Annotated in this window: 8 protein-coding genes and 1 pseudogene; 5 read left to right on the top strand and 4 right to left on the bottom strand. The window is 47.6% G+C overall.

Translation table 11 applies throughout. The features are described from left to right. From U2F10_RS36380 to U2F10_RS36395, 4 genes are all read left to right on the top strand, one after another. On the top strand, positions 1-4,893 hold the full coding sequence (locus U2F10_RS36380; RefSeq protein ID WP_499874946.1) for a type I polyketide synthase: 4,893 nt from the start codon (positions 1-3) through the stop codon (positions 4,891-4,893). Positions 4,894-4,895: 2 nt separating this feature from the next. After that, positions 4,896-16,193 carry an amino acid adenylation domain-containing protein gene (locus tag U2F10_RS36385; RefSeq protein ID WP_499874947.1) on the top strand — a complete coding sequence of 3,766 codons (11,298 nt, stop codon included), beginning with the start codon at positions 4,896-4,898 and terminating at the stop codon, positions 16,191-16,193. Between the two features lie 35 nt (positions 16,194-16,228). Further along, positions 16,229-16,450, top strand: coding sequence for an MbtH family protein (locus tag U2F10_RS36390; RefSeq protein ID WP_499874948.1), 222 nt, complete (start codon positions 16,229-16,231; stop codon positions 16,448-16,450). Positions 16,451-16,611: 161 nt separating this feature from the next. Next, on the top strand, positions 16,612-17,355 hold the full coding sequence (locus tag U2F10_RS36395) for an aspartate/glutamate racemase family protein (protein ID WP_499874949.1): 744 nt from the start codon (positions 16,612-16,614) through the stop codon (positions 17,353-17,355). Between the two features lie 84 nt (positions 17,356-17,439). Here the strand turns inward: U2F10_RS36395 and U2F10_RS36400 are convergent, their stop codons facing one another. The 4 genes and pseudogenes from U2F10_RS36400 to U2F10_RS36415 all read right to left on the bottom strand — a co-directional run bounded on the left by U2F10_RS36400 (position 17,440) and on the right by U2F10_RS36415 (position 21,018). After that, positions 17,440-17,826, bottom strand: a complete 387-nt coding sequence (locus U2F10_RS36400; protein ID WP_499874950.1) for a hypothetical protein — start codon at positions 17,824-17,826, stop codon at positions 17,440-17,442. Between the two features lie 46 nt (positions 17,827-17,872). Continuing rightward, positions 17,873-19,528: pseudogene (locus tag U2F10_RS36405) on the bottom strand (IS1182 family transposase). Further along, positions 19,432-20,127, bottom strand: coding sequence for a recombinase zinc ribbon domain-containing protein (locus U2F10_RS36410; protein ID WP_499874951.1), 696 nt, complete (start codon positions 20,125-20,127; stop codon positions 19,432-19,434). The pseudogene U2F10_RS36405 and the gene U2F10_RS36410 overlap by 97 nt, the downstream one beginning before the upstream one ends. Before the next feature lie 78 nt (positions 20,128-20,205). Beyond that, positions 20,206-21,018: a recombinase family protein gene (locus U2F10_RS36415; protein ID WP_499874952.1), complete on the bottom strand. Its 813-nt coding sequence runs from the start codon at positions 21,016-21,018 to the stop codon at positions 20,206-20,208. Positions 21,019-21,662: 644 nt separating this feature from the next. Here U2F10_RS36415 and istB point away from each other — a divergent pair. Then, complete coding sequence (gene istB, locus U2F10_RS36420) at positions 21,663-22,430, top strand: IS21-like element helper ATPase IstB (protein ID WP_499874986.1); 768 nt, start codon at positions 21,663-21,665, stop codon at positions 22,428-22,430. The last annotated feature ends 221 nt before the right edge of the window (positions 22,431-22,651 follow it).

Here is a 22,651-nt window from a genome sequence, read left to right on the forward strand (position 1 = left end):
ATGGAAAAAGAGAACGTTCAAGAACTATCATCGGTTAAGCGTGCTTTACACGCGATCCAGGCTCTGCAAAGTAAACTGGAGGCCGTAGAATATGCCCAGCGAGAACCCATTGCCATTGTGGGAGTAGGCTGTCGGTTTCCAGGCGGGGTTCAGACGCCAGAAGAGTATTGGGAATTGCTATGTCATGGAAAGGATGCAATCACAGAAATTCCGGCAAATCGTTGGCCGGTGGATCAGTTTTATCATCCTGATCCTGAAACATCCGGTAAAATGTATACCCGTTATGGAGGATTTATTGATGATGTTGATAAGTTTGATGCGCCCTTCTTTGGTATTTCTACTCGGGAAGCCCTCTGTTTAGATCCTCAACAACGTTTGCTGTTGGAGGTTACCTGGGAAGCTCTTGAGCGAGCTGCTATTAATCCTCAGCAGCTCGAAAAGACTAAGACCGGAGTCTTTGTTGGTATTAGTAATCATGATTATGTGGGGCGATTTGCTGATCGCTTAGAAGACATTACTCCCTATGTTGGCTCTGGTAATAGTCACAGTACAGCCGTGGGGCGTCTATCATTTTTCTTAGGGTTGACAGGACCTAACCTGGCCATCGATACGGCCTGCTCATCATCTCTGATCGCTGTGCATACAGCCTGTCAAAGTTTGCGTCAAGGGGAGAGTGATTTAGCGATCTCAGGTGGGGTAAACCTCTTACTCGCTCCAGGTACCCATATTAATCATTCCCGCGCTCGAATGCTGGCACCAGATGGTCGCTGTAAAGCCTTTGATAGCCGAGCTGATGGCTTTGTTCGAAGTGAGGGTTGTGGTGTTGTTATCTTAAAGCGTTTATCCCAGGCTCTGACAGAGGGCGATCGGATCTGGGCAGTACTACGGGGATCGGCTATCAATCAGGATGGTCGTACCAGTGGTCTGACCGTTCCCAGTGGACCATCTCAGCAAACGGTGATTCGTCAGGCATTGGCAAATGGACAGATTTCTCCATCACAAATCAGCTACATAGAAGCTCACGGAACTGGGACTGCCTTAGGAGACCCCATTGAAATGGGGGCATTGGACGCTGTTTTCAAACAAAGTCATTCTCAACAACAGCCCCTTAATGTTGGTTCTGTGAAAACAAATATTGGCCATGCAGAGGCAGCAGCTGGTATTGCAGGCTTAATTAAAGTTGTGCTGCAGCTACAGCATAAAGAGATTGCTCCCCATCTCCATTTTTGTCAGCCCAACCCTTATATCGATTGGGAAAATGTGGCGATTTCTGTCCCCCAAGGACGAACACCTTGGTCAGAGGGCGAGCACCCGCGCATGGCAGGAGTGAGTTCGTTTGGGTTTAGTGGCAGCAATGCTCACATTATTGTTTCCGAGCTGTCAACTACTGAAGTCGCTTCTTCCCAGGCATCTACTAGTTCACCTGCGGCACATACATCACCGAGCCCACCGCTACAAATATTAAAACTATCGGCTCGGACAAAGACAGGACTCCAAGCATTAGCCCAACGCTACTGTCAATACCTTAATTGTTACCCTGACAGTGACCTTGCTGATGTCTGTTACACAGCCAATACTGGGCGCGCAGATTTTAACCATCGGTTGGCCATCTTAGCCCCATCAAAGACAGATCTCATTGCTAAGTTAAACCAGCTTGACAATCATCAAGAGACTCCAATTGTTCACCTCTACAGGGGGCAGGTGACCCGCCAAACTGAACCTAAAATTGCATTTCTGTTTACAGGCCAAGGGTCACAATCTGTAGACATGGGGCGACAACTTTACGAGACAGTGCCTCTCTTCCGACAGACCTTACACCAGTGTGATCAGCTTCTACAGCCCTATTTAGAGCAACCGTTACTCGATATTCTCTATCCATCTGACCATTCAGCAGCAAATCTTCTGCACAAAACTGCCTATACCCAGCCTGCACTCTTCGCCTTAGAATATGCCCTCTACCAGGTTTGGAACTCTTGGGGAGTGCTACCCACGGTTGTTATGGGACACAGTGTGGGTGAATATGTGGCAGCTTGTGTTGCTGGTGTGTTTAGTCTGGCTGATGGCCTGAAGCTGATAGCGGCACGCGGGCGGCTGATGCAACAGTTGCTGACTGAAGGCAAGATGGTTTCTCTAATGGCCTCCCAGGTAACGGTGGAAGAAGCGATACAAGCCTGTGAAGTGTCTGAGCTGAGTATTGCCGCTGTAAATGGCCCCCAAAGCATCGTGATCTCAGGGCCAGATTCTGAAATAGACACTGTCGTCGCAATCTTAACGCAGCAGGGAATTAAAGTGACTGGCTTGCAAGTTTCCCATGCCTTTCACTCAGGGCTAATGGCCCCGATGGTAGATGCCTTTAAACAAGTGGCACAGCAGGTTGATTATACCCAGCCACAACTCAAGCTGGTCTCTAATGTCACTGGGACAGTAGCCACTGCAGAAATCGCCACGCCTGATTATTGGTGCCGTCATGTGCTGGCACCGGTAAAGTTTTATCAGGGAATGAAAACGCTGTCAGCCTTGGAAATCTCCACCTTTGTAGAATGTGGTCCCAAACCGATATTACTGGGGATGGGGCGCTCATGTATCTCTGAGGACACTGGGGTATGGCTGCCTAGTCTCCGCCCCAACCAGGAGAACTGGGCAACCATGGGTGCTAGCCTGGGTCAGCTATATGTACGGGGTGTTGAAGTTGACTGGGATGGCTTAGGACGGCCTCACCAGAAAGTAGACCTGCCAACCTATCCATTTCAGAGACAATCCTATTGGACTGAAGCGACTACTAATGGACGAGAAGCACCCGCTGCTACCCTTCCAGCCTTGCCTATTATAGATCTCCTGAATCAGGGAGACAGTGATAAATTAACCCAACTTCTGGGTAAAAACTCCGCTGACCATCGAGAGGTCATTACTAGTTTGGTGCAAGAATATCAGCGCCAGTTGACGCTGGCGACCTCAGAAAATTGGTTTTACACCGTCAATTGGCAACCACAACCGTTCCTCCCTGACCGGGCAGTGGTGGCTAGTGGTGATTGGCTGATCTTTGCAGATAAGCTAGGTGTGGGTACTGTCCTGGCTGAAAAACTCACTCAGCAGAGCCATCAATGTACCCTTGTGAGCGCCCAGACGGCAACAGATGATCTGAACGGGATCGAGCAGGGCATCTGCGAGTATCGTGGACTCCAACCCGGTGACGCTGAGGCGATGGAGTCTTTGATTAAATCTTGGCTCAGTAGCGATCGCAGCCCCCGAGGCATTGTTTATCTGTGGGGATTGGATGCCCGTACTACGGCTGAAATGCCAACAGATAGCCTGGAACAAGGTATCACCTACAGTTGCCAAAACCTGCTCCATCTGATCCAGAGTCTGGCCAAACATCAAACGCCTGATTGTCGTTTTTGGGGCGTGACCCACAATGCGGTAACTTCAGAAACCCCAGCTACCGCATTAGCCCAGGCTCCCCTATGGGGACTTGGCAAAGTGATTGCCCTAGAACACAGCGATCTCTGGGGTGGATTGATTGATTTAGCTCCCACGCTCCCCGTTGCTACCCAGGCCCAACTCATTTGTCAGGAGATTGGTCAGCGTCTCCCTACAGATGACCAGGTTGCCTACGATGCCAGTGGGCGTTCTGTTGCCCGGCTGCAAAACCACCCATCTCCACCTATTCAGACCCTAAGCCCAGATCAAATCGGCAGTTATCTGATTACTGGTGGTCTGGGGGGGCTAGGGCTACAGGTGGCTCAATGGTTAGCCAGCCAAGGTGTGAAACAGCTGGTTTTGACAGGAAGGCAGATTGATCGGCCCGACACTGAAGCTGCACTGACTGCTTTAGAGCAGACAGGTACTCGGGTAAAAGTGATGGCTGCTGACGTCACCTCCCAGGCAGCCATGGCTCGGGTCATGAAGACCATCGAAACGTCATTGCCGCCTCTGAAGGGAGTGATTCACATAGCAGGTGTTTTAGATGATGGAATTTTGTTGAGTCAGACCTGGGAGAGCTTTAGCCGAGTCATGGCTCCAAAAGTTCAGGGCACCTGGATTCTTCATCAGCTAACAAAAACACTGCCCCTGGACTTCTTTATTTGTTTCTCATCAATTTCGGCCCTGATGGGAGCGCCTGGTCAAGCCAACTATGCTGCTGCCAATGCCTTTATGGATGCCTTTGCCACCTACCGGCAAACCTTGGACTTGCCAGGATTGAGCCTTAACTGGGGGCCGTGGTCACAACAGGGTATGGCGGCACGGTTAGAGTCAGATTATCAAAATCGAATTGCAGCGGTCGGTTTTCGGCCCTTTAGTGACGCCCAAGGTATTCAACTGTTGAGTCAGGTGCTACAGCAGCAGCGGCAGCTAGGAATTGTTTCTATCGACTGGGATACTTGGTTAGACCAGTTTTCCGGTCGACAGCGCGACTATTTTTCCACGGTACAGACCCAAAAAACAGGACAACATAACCTTAGTCAAAGGCAGGGGGATCTGGACGTAATTGTGGCATCGCAGCCCGAGCAGGCTCCCTTAGATATGTTGCGAACAATGCCAACGGCAGAGCAGTATGCCTTTTTAGTTGATTACTTTAGTCGAGAGATTGGTCAGGCTTTGCTATTAACTCCCGAGGAAGTAGACAAGGACGAGTTTCTAACGCTGATGGGCTTTGATTCACTGATGTCTTTAGAGTTACGCAATCGGTTGCGGACTCATCTCGGGGTAGATATCTCAGTTACTCAGTTGATTGAGGGGATAAGTATTCATACATTGGCGACGATAGTGCAGCAAAAGCTGTCTCAGCTTCTAGATCCATATGAAGCTGTTGAACTCAATGGAACAACTGAGCCGCAGGCGGTTATGTCCGGTGTTGTAGATGGTCAGGAGTGGTTTAGCGAGGGAGAACTTTGAATATGAATACCGTTGAATGGTTACAGCATCTTTCAATCCAGGGGTGGCAATTTTGGGCTGAAAATGGCCGATTGCGCTACCGAGCCCCTAAAGATGATGCAGAAGAGACTATAACCTCTGTACTGGCTAAACTCAAAGCGCAAAAAGCAGAAATTCTGGATATTTTGCAGGATACTCCTGATGTGGCAAATGTCTACCCGTTGTCCCACGGTCAGCGATCGCTCTGGTTTCTATGGCAGTTAGCGCCTGAGAGTGCTGCCTACAACCTTGGCTATGCTGGACGTATCCGTTCAAAGATAGATATTTCAGGATTAGAAAAATCTTTTCAAATTCTGGCGCAGCGTCATTCGGTCTTGACTAATGTCTTCCCTCGCTTAGATAAAGAACCTGTTCAACAGGCTCGTAGCCTGTCTGCTATTGCCATTGAGCAGATAGATGCAGCAACCTGGTCAGAAATAGAACTTGAAACAAACGTAACTGCAGCCTATCGTCGTCCCTTTGATTTAGAGAACGGCCCAATCATTCGAGTCCAGCTGTTTACCCGTTCATCTGAGGACCATGTTCTTTTGCTAGTCATTCATCACATTGCTTGTGATGCTTGGTCCATCGGTGTGCTTTTAGAGGAGTTAAAAACCCTTTACCCTGCTATCAGTCAAGGGCTTCCTAATCCTTTACCACCTTTAAAGTATGCCTATCGAGACTATATTTCCTGGCAGCAACAGATGCTAACCAGCTCAGAAGGAGAATCCTCTGGACATTATTGGCATCAACAGTTAGCCGGTGAACTGCCGGTTCTAAATCTACCAACAGATTATCCTAGACCGCCTGTTCAAACTTACCATGGAGCCTCTTATCCAATTACTATTAGCGAGGCATTAACTCAACAACTTAAACAACTTGCTCGACAGACAGGGGTGACCCTGTATACCCTTTCCCTAGCCGTCTTTAATGTTTTACTTCATCGTTATACAGGGCAAGATGAGATTTTAGTCGGCACACCAACCTCAGGGCGAAGTCGCTCAGAGTTTGCATCTCTACTGGGATTCTTTGTTAACCCGATTACGATGCGGAATAATCTCCCAGGAAATGTAACTTTTAAGGAATTTTTGGGACAGGTTCGCCAAACGGTTTTAAGTGCTCTAAGTCATCAGGACTATCCTTTACCCTTACTGATTGAGCGTCTAGAACTGAGGCGTAATGCAAGTTACTCTCCACTTTTCCAGGTTTCATTTGCACTTCAGAACCTACGCCAATCTCAAGACTTGAAAGCCCTTCATCTCCATCAAACGTCAGCTAGTGTAAATTGGGGGGGATTAGAGTTAGAACCGTTTTTAACGCTTCAGCAGGAGGGTCACTTTGATCTCTCCCTAGAGATGGTCGAGGCAAACTCAACTCTGACAGGTCACTTTAAGTACAATACCGATCTCTTTGAGGAGCAGACTATTGCTCGTCTAGAGCAACATTTTCAAACGTTGTTGGCAGCGATTGTAGCTGATCCTGATGCGCCCATTGGAAAACTCCCAATTGTGACTGATTCAGAGCGAGAGCAGCTACTCATTCTCTGGAGTGGAGCAAGTACTGTCCAATCACTTAAATCTAAGCAGTGTCTGCCTGATTGCTTTGAAGCTCAGGTAAAAAAAACACCTAACAGGTTGGCAGTGGTCTGCGGCGATCAAACACTAACTTATCGGGAACTCGATCATCAGGCTGATCAGTTAGCCAGTTACTTGCAACAACTTGGCGTTGGCCCTGATAAACTTGTTGGCCTTTATCTACCCCGCTGCCTCGATCTAATCGTAGGGATTATAGCTATTTGGAAGGCGGGGGGGGCTTACGTGCCGCTAGATCCCAACTATCCTGCTGAGCGGTCGGCCTACATCCTTGAGGATTCTCAAGTTTCTGTTTTACTGACTCACAAAGAGCTCCAGACGAACGTTAGTCCCTCTGAAATCCTGCCTGAACAAAAGATTATTTGTCTGGATCGAGATTGGGAAACTATTGCTGGTGCCAATTCCCAACCTGTCTCGCGCCTTACCCTGAAGCCTGGCCATCTTGCCTATGTTATTTACACTTCCGGTTCCACAGGCCAACCCAACGGGGTAATGGTAGAACATTCCTCAGCTATTAACCTTTGTGAGGGGTTAGAGCAGCGTCTCTATGCAGACTACTCAGGTATTCCATTGCAGGTGAGCGTCAACGGTTCCATAGCTTTTGATACATCTGTGAAGCAGATTGTTCAGCTGTTGCAAGGACGCACACTGAATGTCATTCCAGACTCAGTTCGCTTAGATAGTCACGCCCTCCATGCCTATTTGGAACGTTATCCTGTCGATGTTTTTGAATGTACTCCTTCCCAGTTAGAGCTTTTGCGAACAGGCGGATGGCTGGTAGACAGTGGCCCCTATCCTAAAATGATTTTGCTAGGGGGAGAAGCAATTTCGGAGTCTACCTGGCAATTGCTAGCTCAATCTGGCTCGACCCGCTTTTTTAATCTTTATGGCCCCACGGAATGTACCGTTGATGCAACCGTTGCCGAGATTAAGGTGACAGCTGCTAAGCCAATGTTGGGGACTCCATTGCCCAACGTAACAGTTTATGTTTTAGATTCCTATCGTCAGCCTGCGCCCATTGGAGTCATAGGAGAGTTATACATTGGCGGTGCGGGGGTTGCGCGGGGATATTTAAACCATCCCAAACGTTCCCAGGACAGATTTATTGATAATCCGTTTCAGCCCCAGACCCGGCTCTATCGGACTGGCGATTTAGCCCGATATCGCCCCGATGGCAGACTTGAGTTTTTGGGACGGACCGATGACCAAGTCAAGATACGCGGTTTCCGGATTGAGTTAGGAGAGGTTGAGTCAGCATTGAGTCAACATTCCCAGGTCAAGGAAGCAGTCGCTGCTTTGCGTGAAGATCAACCTGGTATTAAGCGTTTAGTTGGTTATGTAGTGCCTCAAACAGAGAATGTATTTTCTCCAGAGGCAGTCCGACGCTTTCTAAAACAGCATCTACCTGAGCATATGGTCCCGCTGGTAGTGGTGCCCCTTAAGCATTTGCCCATGACGCCCAATGGCAAGATAGATCGTCAGGCACTGCCTGTCCCTGACACTGTTTCCCGAGCCCTAGAAACACCATTCGTGGCCCCTCGAACACCGATAGAGATTACCCTAGCTCAAACTTGGCAAGAGGTTTTAGGGGTAAAGCAGGTGGGTGGCCAGGATAATTTCTTTGAGTTAGGTGGAGATTCTATTCTTGCTATTCAGATTATTGGTCGAGCTAAGCAGGCTGGGCTGAAAATTTCTCCACGGCTGCTGTTTCAATACCAGACTATTGCCGAACTGGCGAGTCTGGCTCAATCAGCACCTGTGATTCAAGCAGAACAGGGGCTAATTACAGGCCCTGTTGACCTCACACCAATTCAACAGCGATTTTTTGAACACGGTCATCACAATCACTTTAACCAGTCGGTTCTGTTGGAAGTAGGCACTGCTCTGGATACCCAAACCCTGCAGCAAGCGTTAGATGTGCTGGTAGCTCATCATGATGCCCTACGGTTGAGGTTTACGCTTCAAGATGGAGAATGGCAGGCCGTAAATGCTGGATATCTGGAGAATATTCAGAAAGCTGTGCAAATTGTAGATCTCTCTGCTTCGACAGCGGAGCAACAAACAGTTGCCATGCAGGCGAGGATCGCAGAAGTTCAAAGCAGTTTGAATATTACCACGGGGCCAATTTTGAAAGCATGTTTGTTCTATTTAGGGGAAGGTCAAACGGGGCGATTGTTGCTGACTCTGCATCATTTGGTAGTGGATGGTGTTTCTTGGCGGATTTTGTTGGATGATTTAAATCTTGCTTATGGTCAGGTTGCTCAGGAACAGCCTGTGCAGCTACCGCCTAAGACCACGGCTTTTCAAACCTGGTCTCGGCAATTACGAGCATTTGCTCAAACCTCTCAACCCTTGTTGGCAGAGGCTGGTTTTTGGTTGACGATGGGAGATACTGCAGATCCTTTACCTGTGGATTACGCGGATGGGCTTATCGCTAATACGGAGGCCTCTGCGCGACAACTATCGGTTACCCTGGGGCAAACTCAAACGCGTGAACTGCTGCAGGATGTACCTGCCACCTATAACACTCAGATTAATGACCTGTTGCTGACGGCATTGTTATTGAGTTTTAGAGCTTGGGCAGGAGTGAGATCGCTCCACATCGATCTTGAAGGTCATGGTCGAGAAGATCTTTTGGAAGGCGTTGATCTATCTCGCACCGTTGGTTGGTTTACTACCGTATTTCCAGTCCAGTTGAGCCTGGGGACTATTACTGAGCCAGGAGAGGCAATTAAAGTCCTCAAGGAGCAGCTGAGGCAAATTCCTCAACAAGGTATTGGCTATGGTTTACTACGATACCTCTGTCCCGACCTTGATCTACGTCAGCGACTACAGCAGCGTCCTATTGCCCCCATCAGCTTTAACTATTTGGGGCAATTTGATCAGCTCCAGCCGACGGACTCAGACCTTGTCTTGGGTCTGGCTCCCGAATCAGTCGGTCCCTTACGGGATCCTCAGGCTCATCGGCAACACCTTTTAGATATTACGGGACAGGTTTTAGATGGCCAGTTGCAAATTATCTGGACATACAGTGACCAGGTCCACAAAACCGCCACGATTGAAGCTTTGGCTGATCAGTATCTGCAGACGCTACAGCAGTTGATTGAACACTGTTTATCGGCAGATGCTGGCGGGTTTACACCATCCGATTTTCCATTAGTAAATTTAGACCAGACTCAGCTTGATCGGCTGTTACTCTCCCGTCAACCCATTGCCGATCTCTACCCGCTCTCCCCTGTTCAAGAAGGAATGTTATTTCATTCCCTTTATACGCCAGGCTCAAGCGTTTACTTTGAACAGTTCAATATCACTCTGGAAGGGGAGCTCAATATTTCAGCCTTTCAACAGGCTTGGCAACAAGTGGTTAACCATTACCCAATTTTAAGGACAACCTTCATAACCGAACTGGAACAGCCACTTCAGGCTGTTTGTCAACAGGTTTCTATCCCCTGGACTCTGTTGGATTGGCGAGAGGTGCCAGCAGTCCAGCAAACTGAACAACTCCAAACCCTGTTGCAACAAGATATTGTTCAGGGGTTCTCGTGGGAACAAGTTCCCCTAAGATTTACCCTGATTCAGCGTAGTCATAGTCAGGTCCAATTTATTTGGAGTTTCCATCATATTTTGTTTGATGGCTGGTGTCTTCCCCGCCTAATAGAATCAGTTTTGAGCTGCTATGAAGCTATCTGCAAGGGGACTCGGTCAGTTCTTCCTACAGTACGACCCTATCGGGACTACATCGCCTGGTTACAACGGCAAGACCGTGCCCAGGCAAAAATTTTCTGGCAAGGTCAGTTGGCAGGTTTTGAAGCCCCTACCCCCCTGGGTATTGATCAAGCTAGTACGTCTTCTCGCCAAACGGGTAAACGAGCGGTTGAAGCACACCAGACACTGCCATCTTCCCTAACAGCAGCTCTTAAAACTTTAGCCCAGCAGCATCGTTTTACACTATATACCTTGCTACAAGGGGCCTGGGCCTTGTTGCTGAGCCACTACAGTGGCGAATCCGATGTGGTGTTTGGTACGACTGTTTCAGGGCGCACTCCCGATATTGAGGGGATTGAGTCCATGATTGGTCTGTTCATCAATACTTTGCCAGTGCGGACCCAGGTCAGCGATGACACTGTGCTGCTAGACTGGCTAGCTCAATTACAAACTCAGCAGGTAGAACGGGAACATTATGCTGCCACAGCCCTGGTTGATATCCAAGGGTACAGTGAGGTCCACCGAGAGTTACCCCTGTTTGAAAGTCTGTTGGTGTTTGAAAATTATCCTGTCGATGCGGCGCTACAAGATAAACAGACAGGAGGATTAGTGCTCAAAGAGTTAGTATTTTTTGAGCAAACCAACTATCCATTGGCATTAATTGCCACACCTGCCCCTGAGTTTTCTTTGAGGGTCAGCTACGATCCAGAAAGGTTTGACGCGATCAGTATTGAAAAACTGTTGAGTCATTTACACTATCTGTTGGCGTCAATGGTGGATAATCCAACCGGTCAACTTGGTGAGCTTACACTTTTATCTGAGAGCGAGAGACAACAGATAGTTGTGGGCTGGAATCAAACCCGGCGGGCCTATCCAACTGATGGTTGTGTACACCATTGGGTAGAAAATCAGGTGCGACAAACTCCGGATGCGATCGCACTCTGCTACGAAGAGCAGCAGTTGACCTATCACGAGCTAAATACCCAGGCCAACCAACTGGCCCATTATCTTCAATCCTTAGGCGTTGGTCCTGAGGTACCGGTTGGCATATGTGTGCAGCGATCCTTAAAAATGGCTGTAGGAGTGTTAGCCATTCTCAAAGCAGGGGGAGGCTATGTCCCTCTGGATCCTAACTATCCGGAAGAGCGACTGAAGTTTATGCTCTCAGATACCCAGGCTCCGATCCTGTTGGTTGACAGTCAAACCCAACAGAAATTACCCTTCGACCTGCTCCAGCAGCGTCAGGTTGTCGTGGTCGACCAAGATTGGCTCACCATTAGCCAACAACCGGAGACCAATCCACTCACGCTAGTGGAGCCCACCAATCTTCTCTACATCATCTATACGTCTGGGTCGACCGGTCGCCCCAAGGGCATTCCCATTGCCCATGACGCCCTGGGAAATCTAATTCAGTGGCATTTGGAGACCCTGGAACCTGGTGGCATTCTTCAATTTGCCTCGCTAAGTTTTGATGCTAGCTTCCATGAGATCTTTGCCGCCTGGTGTGCCGGGGATACCCTGTACTTGATTCCCGAAGAGTTGTGTCAGGATACAGAAAAATTAATTCACTTTCTTAGCGATCATCCTGTACAAAAGGTAATTCTGCCCGTTGCCCTCTGGCAACAGATGACTGAGATGTATGGTCAACAGCCTCAACTCTTTGAACAGCTTACTGCTGTAATCACGACGGGTGAACAATTGCAAATTACCCAAGCGATGATCGAGCTAGCTAAGAAGCTCCCTCAATGCAGGTTCCATAACCACTATGGTCCGTCTGAAACCCATGTAGTGACTGCTTATACCTTTAGCCCTGATGCAGATGCCTGGCCGCTCTACCCCCCCATTGGTCAACCCATTGCCAACACGCAAATCTATGTTCTCGATAGTCGCTTTGAACCAGTGCCGGTGGGCGTGCCAGGTTTTCTCTGGATTGGTGGCGCAAATTTGGCACGGGGATATCTCCACCGACCGGTGCTAACCGCCGAGAAATTTATCCCCAATCCCTTTGGCCCAGGACGACTTTATCAAACTGGCGATCGTGCCCGTTATCTTCCTGATGGACAAATTGAATTTTTGGGTCGAGTTGATGACCAAGTTAAAATTCGAGGATTTCGGATCGAATTAGGGGAAGTGGAAGCTGTGCTGAATAAATGCCCGACTATTAGCCAAGGCATTGTTCAAGTTTATGGCACTAGCAGTTCCCACCGTCAGCTCGTTGCTTATTTGGTCGCTAACCATGATCAACCGTTAGTAGTTGAGAATGTGCGACAGTTTCTCCAGCAGCGGTTGCCTGCATATATGATTCCTTCAGTCTTTATGGAATTGGAGACCTTACCCTTAACCGCCAATCGCAAAATTGATCGCCGTGCTCTTCCCAAACCTAATCTCTCCAGCGCTATTCAACGGGCCTACACTCCTCCCCGTACCCCTACCGAAGAGGTGATGGTTAATATCTTTGCAGATATTCTAGACATTGACCGTGTGGGTATTCACGATAACTTTTTTGATCTGGGTGGGCATTCCCTATTGGCCACACGCATTGTTTCTCGCATGCGAGCAGCATTTCAGCTAGATATACCGCTGCGCTCTCTTTTCGAAGCCCCAACTGTGGCTGAACTAGGACAGGTGGTCCAGGATCTACAACACACGGAGGAAACACCTCCTCCCTCGATTGATGCTGTTTCTCGAAATCATAATCTGCCTCTTTCCTGGGCCCAGGAAAGATTGTGGTTCTTGGATAAATTAGAAGGAGCTAGTCTCACCAACAATATGCCGTCAGCCGTGGAGATCAACGGTTTACTGAATATATCAGTTCTAGAAGAGGCGCTAACAAAGTTAATTGAACGTCATGAAATTTTGCGGACCTGTTTTCCCACCGTCAATAACTCACCGGTGCAGTCTATTATCCCCGCCATACCCATCACTGTTCCAATAGACGATTGGAGCAAGCTACCTAGCTCTGAGCAACAGACCGCCATCCAAACACGGTTGGATCAGGAAATGAAGCAGTCCTTCAATCTGACAGATGGCCCGCTGATGCGGTTGCAACTAATTCAGTTAGGAGAGCACCATTATGTCTTGATTATTACGTTTCATCATGCCATCTATGATGCTTGGTCTGGCAGCATCTTTATCCAGGAACTGGCAGAGCTCTACCGTAGCTATCTCAGACAATCTTTGCCAACCCTGCCTCCCCTACCGATACAGTATGCTGATTTTGCGCTATGGCAACGACAGTGGTTACAAGGCCCCTGTCTGGAGCAACAGCTACATTACTGGCGACAGCAGCTGGGGGGAAGTTTACCAATTCTACAGTTTCCAATGGACTATTCTCAGCCTACTGTCCAAGACTACCGTGGGTTGCAGGAAACTTTCCTATTAGAGGTATCCTTAACAGATCAGCTCAAAGCGCTTAGTCAAAAAGCAGGGGCTACATTATTTATGACCTTGTTGAGTGCCTTCAAAGTTCTGTTGGCGCGTCATACAGGACAAGAAGATATTATTGTGGGTACCCCGATTGCTGGACGTAATCATTTGGGCACTGAAAACTTAATTGGCTTTTTTATCAATACTCTACCCCTACGCACTGATTTATCCGGTAATCCTAGCTTCCAAACATTGTTGGCGCGGGTGCGAGACGTGACCCTCGGAGCTTACGGACATCAGGATCTACCGTTTGTAAAACTAGTGGAGACTTTGCAACCGGAGCGCTCCCTAAATCGTCATCCGATCTTTGATGTGATGTTTAATTTCATCAATACACCGGATTCTCCCTTAGACATTTCAGGATTAACCTTCAAACCCCTGTCACTGAATGAAACCGAATCTCGTTTCTTGATGACGCTTTATTTGCAAGAGCAAGCAGATGGATTAAAAATTCGCCTTGTTTATCGTCAATCGCTTTTCGCACCTGAGCGCATGAGGCTATTGATGGCTCAGTTTCGGTGCTTACTGGAGCAAGTTGCGATCGCACCTGATACAGGAATATACAGCTACTCTCTTGCTAATACTTGGCGTGAAGACGATCTTCAGAAAATTCTCCCTGATCCAAAGGACGCTATCCCAGAGCCTTTTTATCCGCCTATTATCAACGATGTTTTGACTTGGGCAAAAAAACACCCGACCTATACGGCTTTGCGGCAAGGGACATCTGAGTGGACCTATCAACAGCTCGTCAGCCAATCTCAACAAATTGCCCTCCACTTAAAACACCAAGGTCTGCAGACGGGAGATGCCGTTGCCCTTTGCGGGTTACGCAGTTTCGGTTTTATTGCCAGCATGCTCGGCATCCTTCAGAGTGGTGGTGTGCTGGTGACTGTAGATCCAACCTTGCCTCGTCAGCGTCAACAGGTCATTCTGGAACAAAGCCAAACAAAATACCTAGTTATCGTAGGTAAACTTGCCAACAGCGTTGTGCTTGAACAACCATTGCCCGTTGTTCAAGTTGATCCCGTTAACACAACATCGCTGGCTAGTGTCGACGACGTGCCACTTCACAATGAGTTACCCACCCTCCAACCTGATGATCTTGCCTATATCTTTTTTACATCAGGCAGTACAGGCACACCAAAAGCGATGCTCGGAATCCACAAAGGGATTTCCCACTTTATCCAATGGCAACGAGAAACCTTTAAAATTGGTCCAGACGATCGAGTAGCTCAATTGATTCGTCCCTCCTTTGACGCGATTCTAAGGGATGTTTTTCTTCCCCTTAGCAGTGGTGCCACCCTTTGCTTACCGAATACAGAGGCTGATCTGGCACCGAAGAACTTACTTCATTGGCTAGAACAAGAGAAGATCTCTTTACTCCACACCGTACCGACTATTGCTCAAAACTGGCTAGTGAGCGTACCAGAGCCACCTAACTTAAAGTCTCTACGTTGGATATTCTTATCTGGTGAACCCCTCACTGACGCTCTTGTGCAACAGTGGCGACAAACATTCCCAGAGTCCGGGCAGATCGTTAATCTCTATGGATCTAGTGAAACAACGATGATTAAGTGTTTCTATCCGATTCCTGATAAGATACTAAGGGGAGTCCAACCCGCAGGATGGCCTCTGCCCCAAACCCAGGCTCTGATTGTTAATAGCGATCAGCAATGTTGTGGTATTGGTGAAGTCGGTGAAATTGTTATTCGCACACCGTTTCGGACCTTAGGTTATCTCAATGCTCCTAAAGAGCAACAAAAGCGATTTAGGCCTAATCTTTTTAATCCTGACCTCCAGGACTTACTTTTTTATAGTGGCGATCGCGGTCGTTATCGTCTTGATGGAACGCTTGAGATTCTAGGGCGTTTAGATGACCAACTTAAGATCCGAGGGATTCGGATTCAACCAGGAGAAATCGAATCTATCTTAAATCAGCATCCATCTATTCGTGAAAGTGTGGTTGCAGGTCAGCAATCCCCACCAGTCTTAGTGGCGTATCTCGTACCTAACCTTTCCGATAAATTAGATCTGAATGAGTTACGAATTTATCTCAGACGTCACCTACCTGAGTTTTTGATCCCTGCAAACTTTTTAACTCTAACGGAGCTGCCCCTGATACCCACCGGAAAAGTTGATCGGCGTGCGTTACCTAAACCAGATATAGTACAAGAAGATGAGGCAGAAATCGTTGCCCCTCGTAATCCAACTGAACAAAAGATCGTTGAAATCTTTGCCGAGATTTTACAACGGGAGATAGTTAGCATTCACGATAATTTTTTCGAAATAGGAGGTCATTCACTCTTAGCAATTCTAGTTTGCTCTCGATTGCTGGAAACGTTTGAGAGAGAAGTTCCTATCCGCAGCATTTTTGAATTTCCAAGCCCAGCAGGATTATCAACAGAGATTGAACGTTTGCTGATAGAAGATGATAGTACATCTGCGACTCCTCCTCCAATTACTAGAGTTTCGCGTGCGCGGCGTCGAGCAGTACTCTCGTCAGATGATGACCTACAATTATCTGATTCTTTGAGAGAAGAGATCTCTCAAAAGCAATAAAAACCACCTGCCATTATTCTACTCAGGAGATACACATGACTCAAAATAATCTAGAAGACAACGTAGCTTACCATGTTGTCATTAACCAAGAGGGACAATATTCGATTTGGCCTACTCATCGTAAAGTTCCATCAGGTTGGAAAAAAGATGATAAGACTGGCACAAAAAAAGATTGCCTTGATTATATTGCTCAAGTTTGGACAGATATGAGACCCTTAAGTCTAAGAAATATGACGGATAGCTCGTCTTCTACGTAGACTAAAAAATAGTTTTTACCGAGCTGATTGATATTTAATATCTCCACTGGATTTCCTGATTGTATTAGATGACTTGGTGTAAGTATTACAGTTATCTAAAATTTGTCGATCAATCGATCGATCGCTTCGCCTTTTATAAAGATATTACTGGAGACTCACCTATGCTTCGTGAAAGCAGCAGCATTGGAAATAGATGTTTCCAAGAGAAACCAATGTTAGGTGTTATAGGAGGAATGGGGCCATTAACTTCAGCAGAGTTTATCAAGACAATCTATGAGTTAAATCTCACAGGTAAGAAAGAGCAAAACGCACCTAGAGTGATTCTTTATTCTGATCCCTCTTTTCCCGATAGAACTGAGGCATTTCTTAAAGGTGACAATGAGTTATTGCTAGGCCTGTTAGTCAACGCTTTGAAGAATCTATATGCTTACCACGTATCTGAAGTTGTCATTTGCTGTATAACGTCTCATTACCTTTTACCTGATCTACCGTCATACTTAAGAGTGCGTGTGACTTCACTGATAGATATTGTTTTAAGTAAAGTTATAGAGAATAAAGAAAACTATTTATTGCTATGTACAAAGGGAACTAGAAAACTAAAGATATTCCAAAATAATAATTTATGGCAGTCTGCTAAGAACTACATCACATTCCTTGATGAACATGACCAAGACTCTATTCACAGGATGATATATCAAATTAAAGGTAATAGATATAAATTGGAAGACGTGGTAGGCTTTCTCAAAAAAATGAAACACAAATATCGAGCAGACTTCCTAATTGCTGGCTGTACAGAATTTCATATTCTTAATAGGGACACACTTCTACAAAACAATCAAGAATGTCCCCTTTTTTTAGATCCGCTGACTATTATTGCCGAAAAAATGTCGAGCTTAGATTTTTAGAAAATTTAGTATATAGGGCCAGCGGTGGCTCACTCTCTGAGGTTTTATACCGTGGACTATTTGCGCACCAAGGCAGCTACCTACCTAAGTTTTGCCCAAATTAACGGCAACCTGCTCTGAGGAGAGCAGGTCTTCCAGTCCCTGTATCCAAGGTTTGACAAGTGAATCCTCTGCATTGAGTAGAATTTCAATCAAGTCTCCTTGTTCGTTGAACACGAGTTTGCCAGTGGTGGTGAAGACATCGCGTATCAACCGGACAAAGCCAATGTGTTTAAGAGTTGGTTTTGCCGCTGTCAGCCACTGGTGAGCCCACACTAAAACATTATGGGCTAAGACTTCCAATTGCGTGAGCATTTGTTGAGCTTCAAAGCGTTTCTTGTTGCGCTTTTTAATCTTGAGGGCTTGATTATCTTGTTTGAAGGAGGTTTCGACGGCCCCACCACGTTGGTCATAGCAATTGCATATTTTCACAACTTCGGGCTCTTGGCGACTTTTGATACTGGTGGCGAAACATTCCTTAACCTGCCGATTGTTCCATCAGTTTGACGAACTGAGAAGTACGTGTGGCCTCTTGGGGCATGCCATTCAGCCAGTTATGGATGCGCTTGACATTAATTGCTGTCGCTGTCATCAGATGTTGCAAATGGGTTTTAGCCAAACCGATATAACGCGCCCGACGTAACCCATGAGCCCGGACACCCTCCGACAGGGTTCCTTCGATACCTGCACGTCGTGCATACTCTTTTTGGTACGCAGACGTGTTCTCTTGTTGTCGTCTCATTTCCAGCGCTTTATACTGAGCTTCTGGGCGAATTGTTACGGTCCGTCGTTTGCGCTGACTACGGGTACATAACTCTAAACTCGGGCAAACAGAACAATCGGCACTAGCAAATTTGATTTTGATGACCTCATTATCTCGACCATCAATAGCAGGTGTCCAAGAGGCACTTGTTTTTCCCTCCGGGCAGGTCAAGGAGTGGTTGTTCCAATCGACAGTAAAGTTAGCGGCTGCGAATCCTTGCGCATCGTTAGCCTGCTATCGATGGTCGGAGCGAGTCGGCCCAAATAAGTCTACTTGATAGTTCGCCTGAGTCGTAACCAAGAGTTCAGCATCGAGATATCCCGTATCCACAATATGTTTATCTGGAAGTAAGTTGTTGTTGTCGAGTGATGCATGAATGACCTCAGTCATATCTCCGTCATCAACTGGCCCTGCTGTTGTTTCAACGTTAGTAATCAAATGCAACTCACCAGGTTCACAAGTCTCACTTAAATGTACTTTATAACCAACCCAAGATGTTGTCTTTTTCTTCGCATAGTGAGCATCTGGCTCGTAAGGAGAACTAATCATTACTGATGCAGGAGGAATCTCACCCTGTATGCGCCAACGAATCTTGTTGTTGAAACAATAATATTGTTGAATCCACACTCGTCGTAATGTCTCTACTGCTGGAATGTGACGTAACCATTGAGGACTTGTGCTTTCAAAAATAGCATTCAACAGTCGAAATCCATCATTTCCATACAGTTCCGCCTGTTCCACTCGTTTCTTTTTAGACTTGGGCAGATGATAGTCTTCAATTCGCTCACTGTAGCGTTCTATCCACTCTGGTTGACTCTGAGGTCGCAACCAGTCTGGTGCGGCTACTGCCAAGGCATTTAACGCCACTCGAAGGGTTTCTCCGACACATTCCAGTCGAGTAACGGCACGAATAGCCGCTAAGACATGGGTTGAGTCTGTTCGTTGACGAGTTCGGGCTTTGAGCCAACCTTTGTCCTGGCACAGTCTCAGAAGTCGCTCAAATACTAAGCACTCAGCTTGTGCTGTAATCAGGCGAGTTCGAAACTCGCTCAACACGGTGTGATGAAAACCCACATCAGTCAACTCCAGACAGAGCAAATATTTCCAGTCAATGCGGCTACGCACAGCATCAGCCGTCTGCCGATCTGTTAAGCCTTCGACATACTGTAAAATCGTGACTAATGCGAGCCGCCAGGGAGATTCGGCGGGTTGACCTTGAGTCGAAAAGATTTCACTGAAATCCTGATCGCTCACAAACTCACTTAACGTATCGGCTAGGGTGAGGCAGAGGGTACCTTTTTGAAAAACTGCATGGGCGACTTTAGCGGTTTCTTCAGGTACCGTATATTGCTCTTGTGGTTGCAGTGACATCGAACAAAACCCCTGATGGCATTGATGTCTGACCATCCTACGGAATTCTTAATTAGTGTCCATGCATACGTTAAGGAATATTTCGCCACCAGTATCAAAAGCGGCCAAGAGCCCGAAGTTGACTGTGAATCACCTGCCGAAGTGAGTGTGATTTTGCACTGATAATGTCTACCTGCTCTTTCTGTTTCAAACGTAGCTCGTTCTAACCTTTGTTGCCAGAGCTTATCGAGTTCCCTACGGTCTTGTTCAACATGGGTTGCTACCGACAAAGACAGTTCTAGAGAAGCGGGTTGCAACGCCGCCAGTACCTGCTGAGTGACGTACTCATCTAAGCAACTTCCTGATAAGAACTGGCAGATAGGCTCACCCCGGCCAGAAACCCTACTACGACAGACATAGTTATGAGCATGAGGCCGATGATATCCTACACCCATACGAATCTCACACTTTTGGCAAACGACTAGCCCGGAGAGTAGTGCTTTGCCTGGACGCGCACTTCCTCGTTCACTCGCGTGGCTACGATTGCTTTTTAGCTGAGATAAGTTCCGTTGATACTGCTCCCAAGAAATGTAGGCAGGGTGGTGATCTTTAATCAACACCAACCACTCCTCAGGCGGTTTTACGACTACACCAGAACGAGACTGACCTTGCTTCTGTTTACGCGCATCTGTTTGTTTTCACCCATACGCGTAGGCTCCTGCGTAAATAGGATGATTTAACAGACTCATCAGAGTTGTACGTTTTGGTGAGCGCCATTCAAGTTCACCTTGGTTGAATCCAGTACGTGCTCGTATCCCTATCTGGACTTGGGAAGTCACGAGATAACGCAAGAGCGCATGGACAGTTCCTAGTTCCTCGAATTTACGAAAGATCAGGTGAACAACTTGTTGAGCTTGTTCATCTGGGTCGAATTCAATTCTTCCAGATGGGTCGTAGACATAGCCAATCGGTAATCCAAACTTGAGTTCACCACGCTGAGCTTTATTCAGTCTGCCTTTTAGCATCCGTTGCTTGATAATATGGAGTTCCGCTTCTGAAAACGTCCCTTTCAACCCCAGCAAAAGTCTGTCATTGTAGTCACTTGGATCATAGATACCATCTAGATCTGCTATCAGCGTACCGAACAATGCACAGATCTCTAGCAGCTGATGCCAATCTTTAGAAGAGCGCGCTAGCCGAGACATCTCAATGCCCAGAATCAGACCGACATGATTCAGCCCAACCTCTGTCACTAGACGCTGGAACCTAGCCCTGCCTTCTACGCTACTTCCAGATTTCCCCAAGTCATCATCAATCGTTAGGACTCTGTCTATTGACCATCCTAGGGCAGTCGCTCGCTGAGCTAGACCATATTGCAACTGGGTCGATTCTTGATGTTCTGCAACCTGGCGTAGGGTTGACTGGCGGACATAGACCACTGCTAGGCGTTCCAGATGCACTGTCTGTATCTTTTCCGAGGGCCAGTTACCCAGCTCATTTCTGGGGTTCATTGTCCGACACCTCCTGCATTTGTCTGGCTACTTGTGCTTCCAGCATTTGGCTGAGGACATTGATGATGCGGTTTTACTTCACCTGGGGTAACTGGCTCCACAGCGAAGCTAGTGGATGAATCGGTGGGGGGGCTTGATTGGCTTACACATGCAACCTCTGACAGTAATTGTGATGCTCTTATTTTGGCAACTAAGACGACTAAACGTTGTAAGCCATAAATCCCGATGACGGTTTGATCTAGTGACGAAGATGTATTGATGAGGGTATTGCAGTCAGTAGGTCGAAAGTCTCCGTCGCAAGCCCCGTGCTTTTCTCTACTGCCAATGGCAAACGGAGCTTTTGCCCAATGACCAGTGGCGATCTCTATGGGACTCACTCAAAACAACGATGGAGCCTGATAAAGCCGCTCGATTGATCACCGAAGCCCTCTATATTGCAGCGCCCCAAGACAACGAATCCCAGGTCGCCGAGTACTTACACCTCCAATTGGAGCAGGCCAGTCTGAGTGTGGCGGGACTACAACGGGCCTTTGATGCCACCCTAACGACCGACCAATGTCCCACCGTCACCTCAGTGCAACATGATTTAGCCAGCTATGACCAACTCCTCAACACCGCCCCAGGACGTGCCCTATCAGACTCTGATGAGCACCCTCAAACACCTCAAGCTCAAACACTTTCTCGACCAGTGGCAATCCCTCGAACACCAAGCCACCCAGGAGCATTGGTCCTACGCCCAGTTCCTGTTGGCTTTGGCCCAGGGCGAAGCCAGTCGGCGCGAACAAAATCGCATCACCCGCGCCCTAGCCGAAGCGCAGCTACCGTCCGCAAAGTCTTGGACCAACTTTGAGTTTGACCACCTCAGGGAGTTCAATCCAGCTGCGATGATGGCCTTCGCTCAATCGATTGACTGGATAGAGTCAGCTAGCAATCTCTTGCTATTTGGACCCAGTGGGACCGGAAAAACTCATGTTTGTGCGGCCTTAGGACGCTCCATTGTTGAGCTGGGCAAACGGGTTAAATTTGTCTCCGCGACCGCCTTAGTCCAACAGCTCCAACTGGCTAAGCTCCAACTCGAATTACAGGCCGCACTGGCCAAACTTGACCGCTACGATCTCCTCATCATTGACGATCTCGGCTATGTCAAAAAGTCTGATGTGGAAACCTCAGTTCTGTTTGAACTCATTGCCCATCGCTATGAACGAAAGAGTGTGATGATCTCTGCCAATCAGCCCTTTAGTCAGTGGGATACGATCTTTACCGACTCGATGATGACGGTAGCCGCCATTGACCGCTTGGTGCACCATGCCACCATTTTTGAGTTTCAGGCTCACAGTTTTCGTAAACAGGCCGCCGCTCAACGCTCGGCTAACACCCAAGCGTCACTCGCAGGAGGGGCACCCTCACAATAATCCCATTGAACTCCTGGGATAGGGAGCAATCGAGACGTCACCAAAACACTCGATGAGGGGATGATGTGACCGTTTCGATAATTGTCATCGACGCTCTGGCGCGATCTCCTGGGATAAATCATCGAAACGAGCGTTTTCTGGTGGCTTGAAAAAATACTTTTTTAGGTCCATGAGAAACGCTCAGAATTACCCCCTTTATTCCTTACTCTTTTCTCGCCTAT

It is taken from the genome of Leptothoe sp. EHU-05/26/07-4, assembly GCF_043421015.1.
Taxonomy (GTDB): Bacteria; Cyanobacteriota; Cyanobacteriia; order Phormidesmidales; family Phormidesmidaceae; genus Leptothoe; species Leptothoe turfae.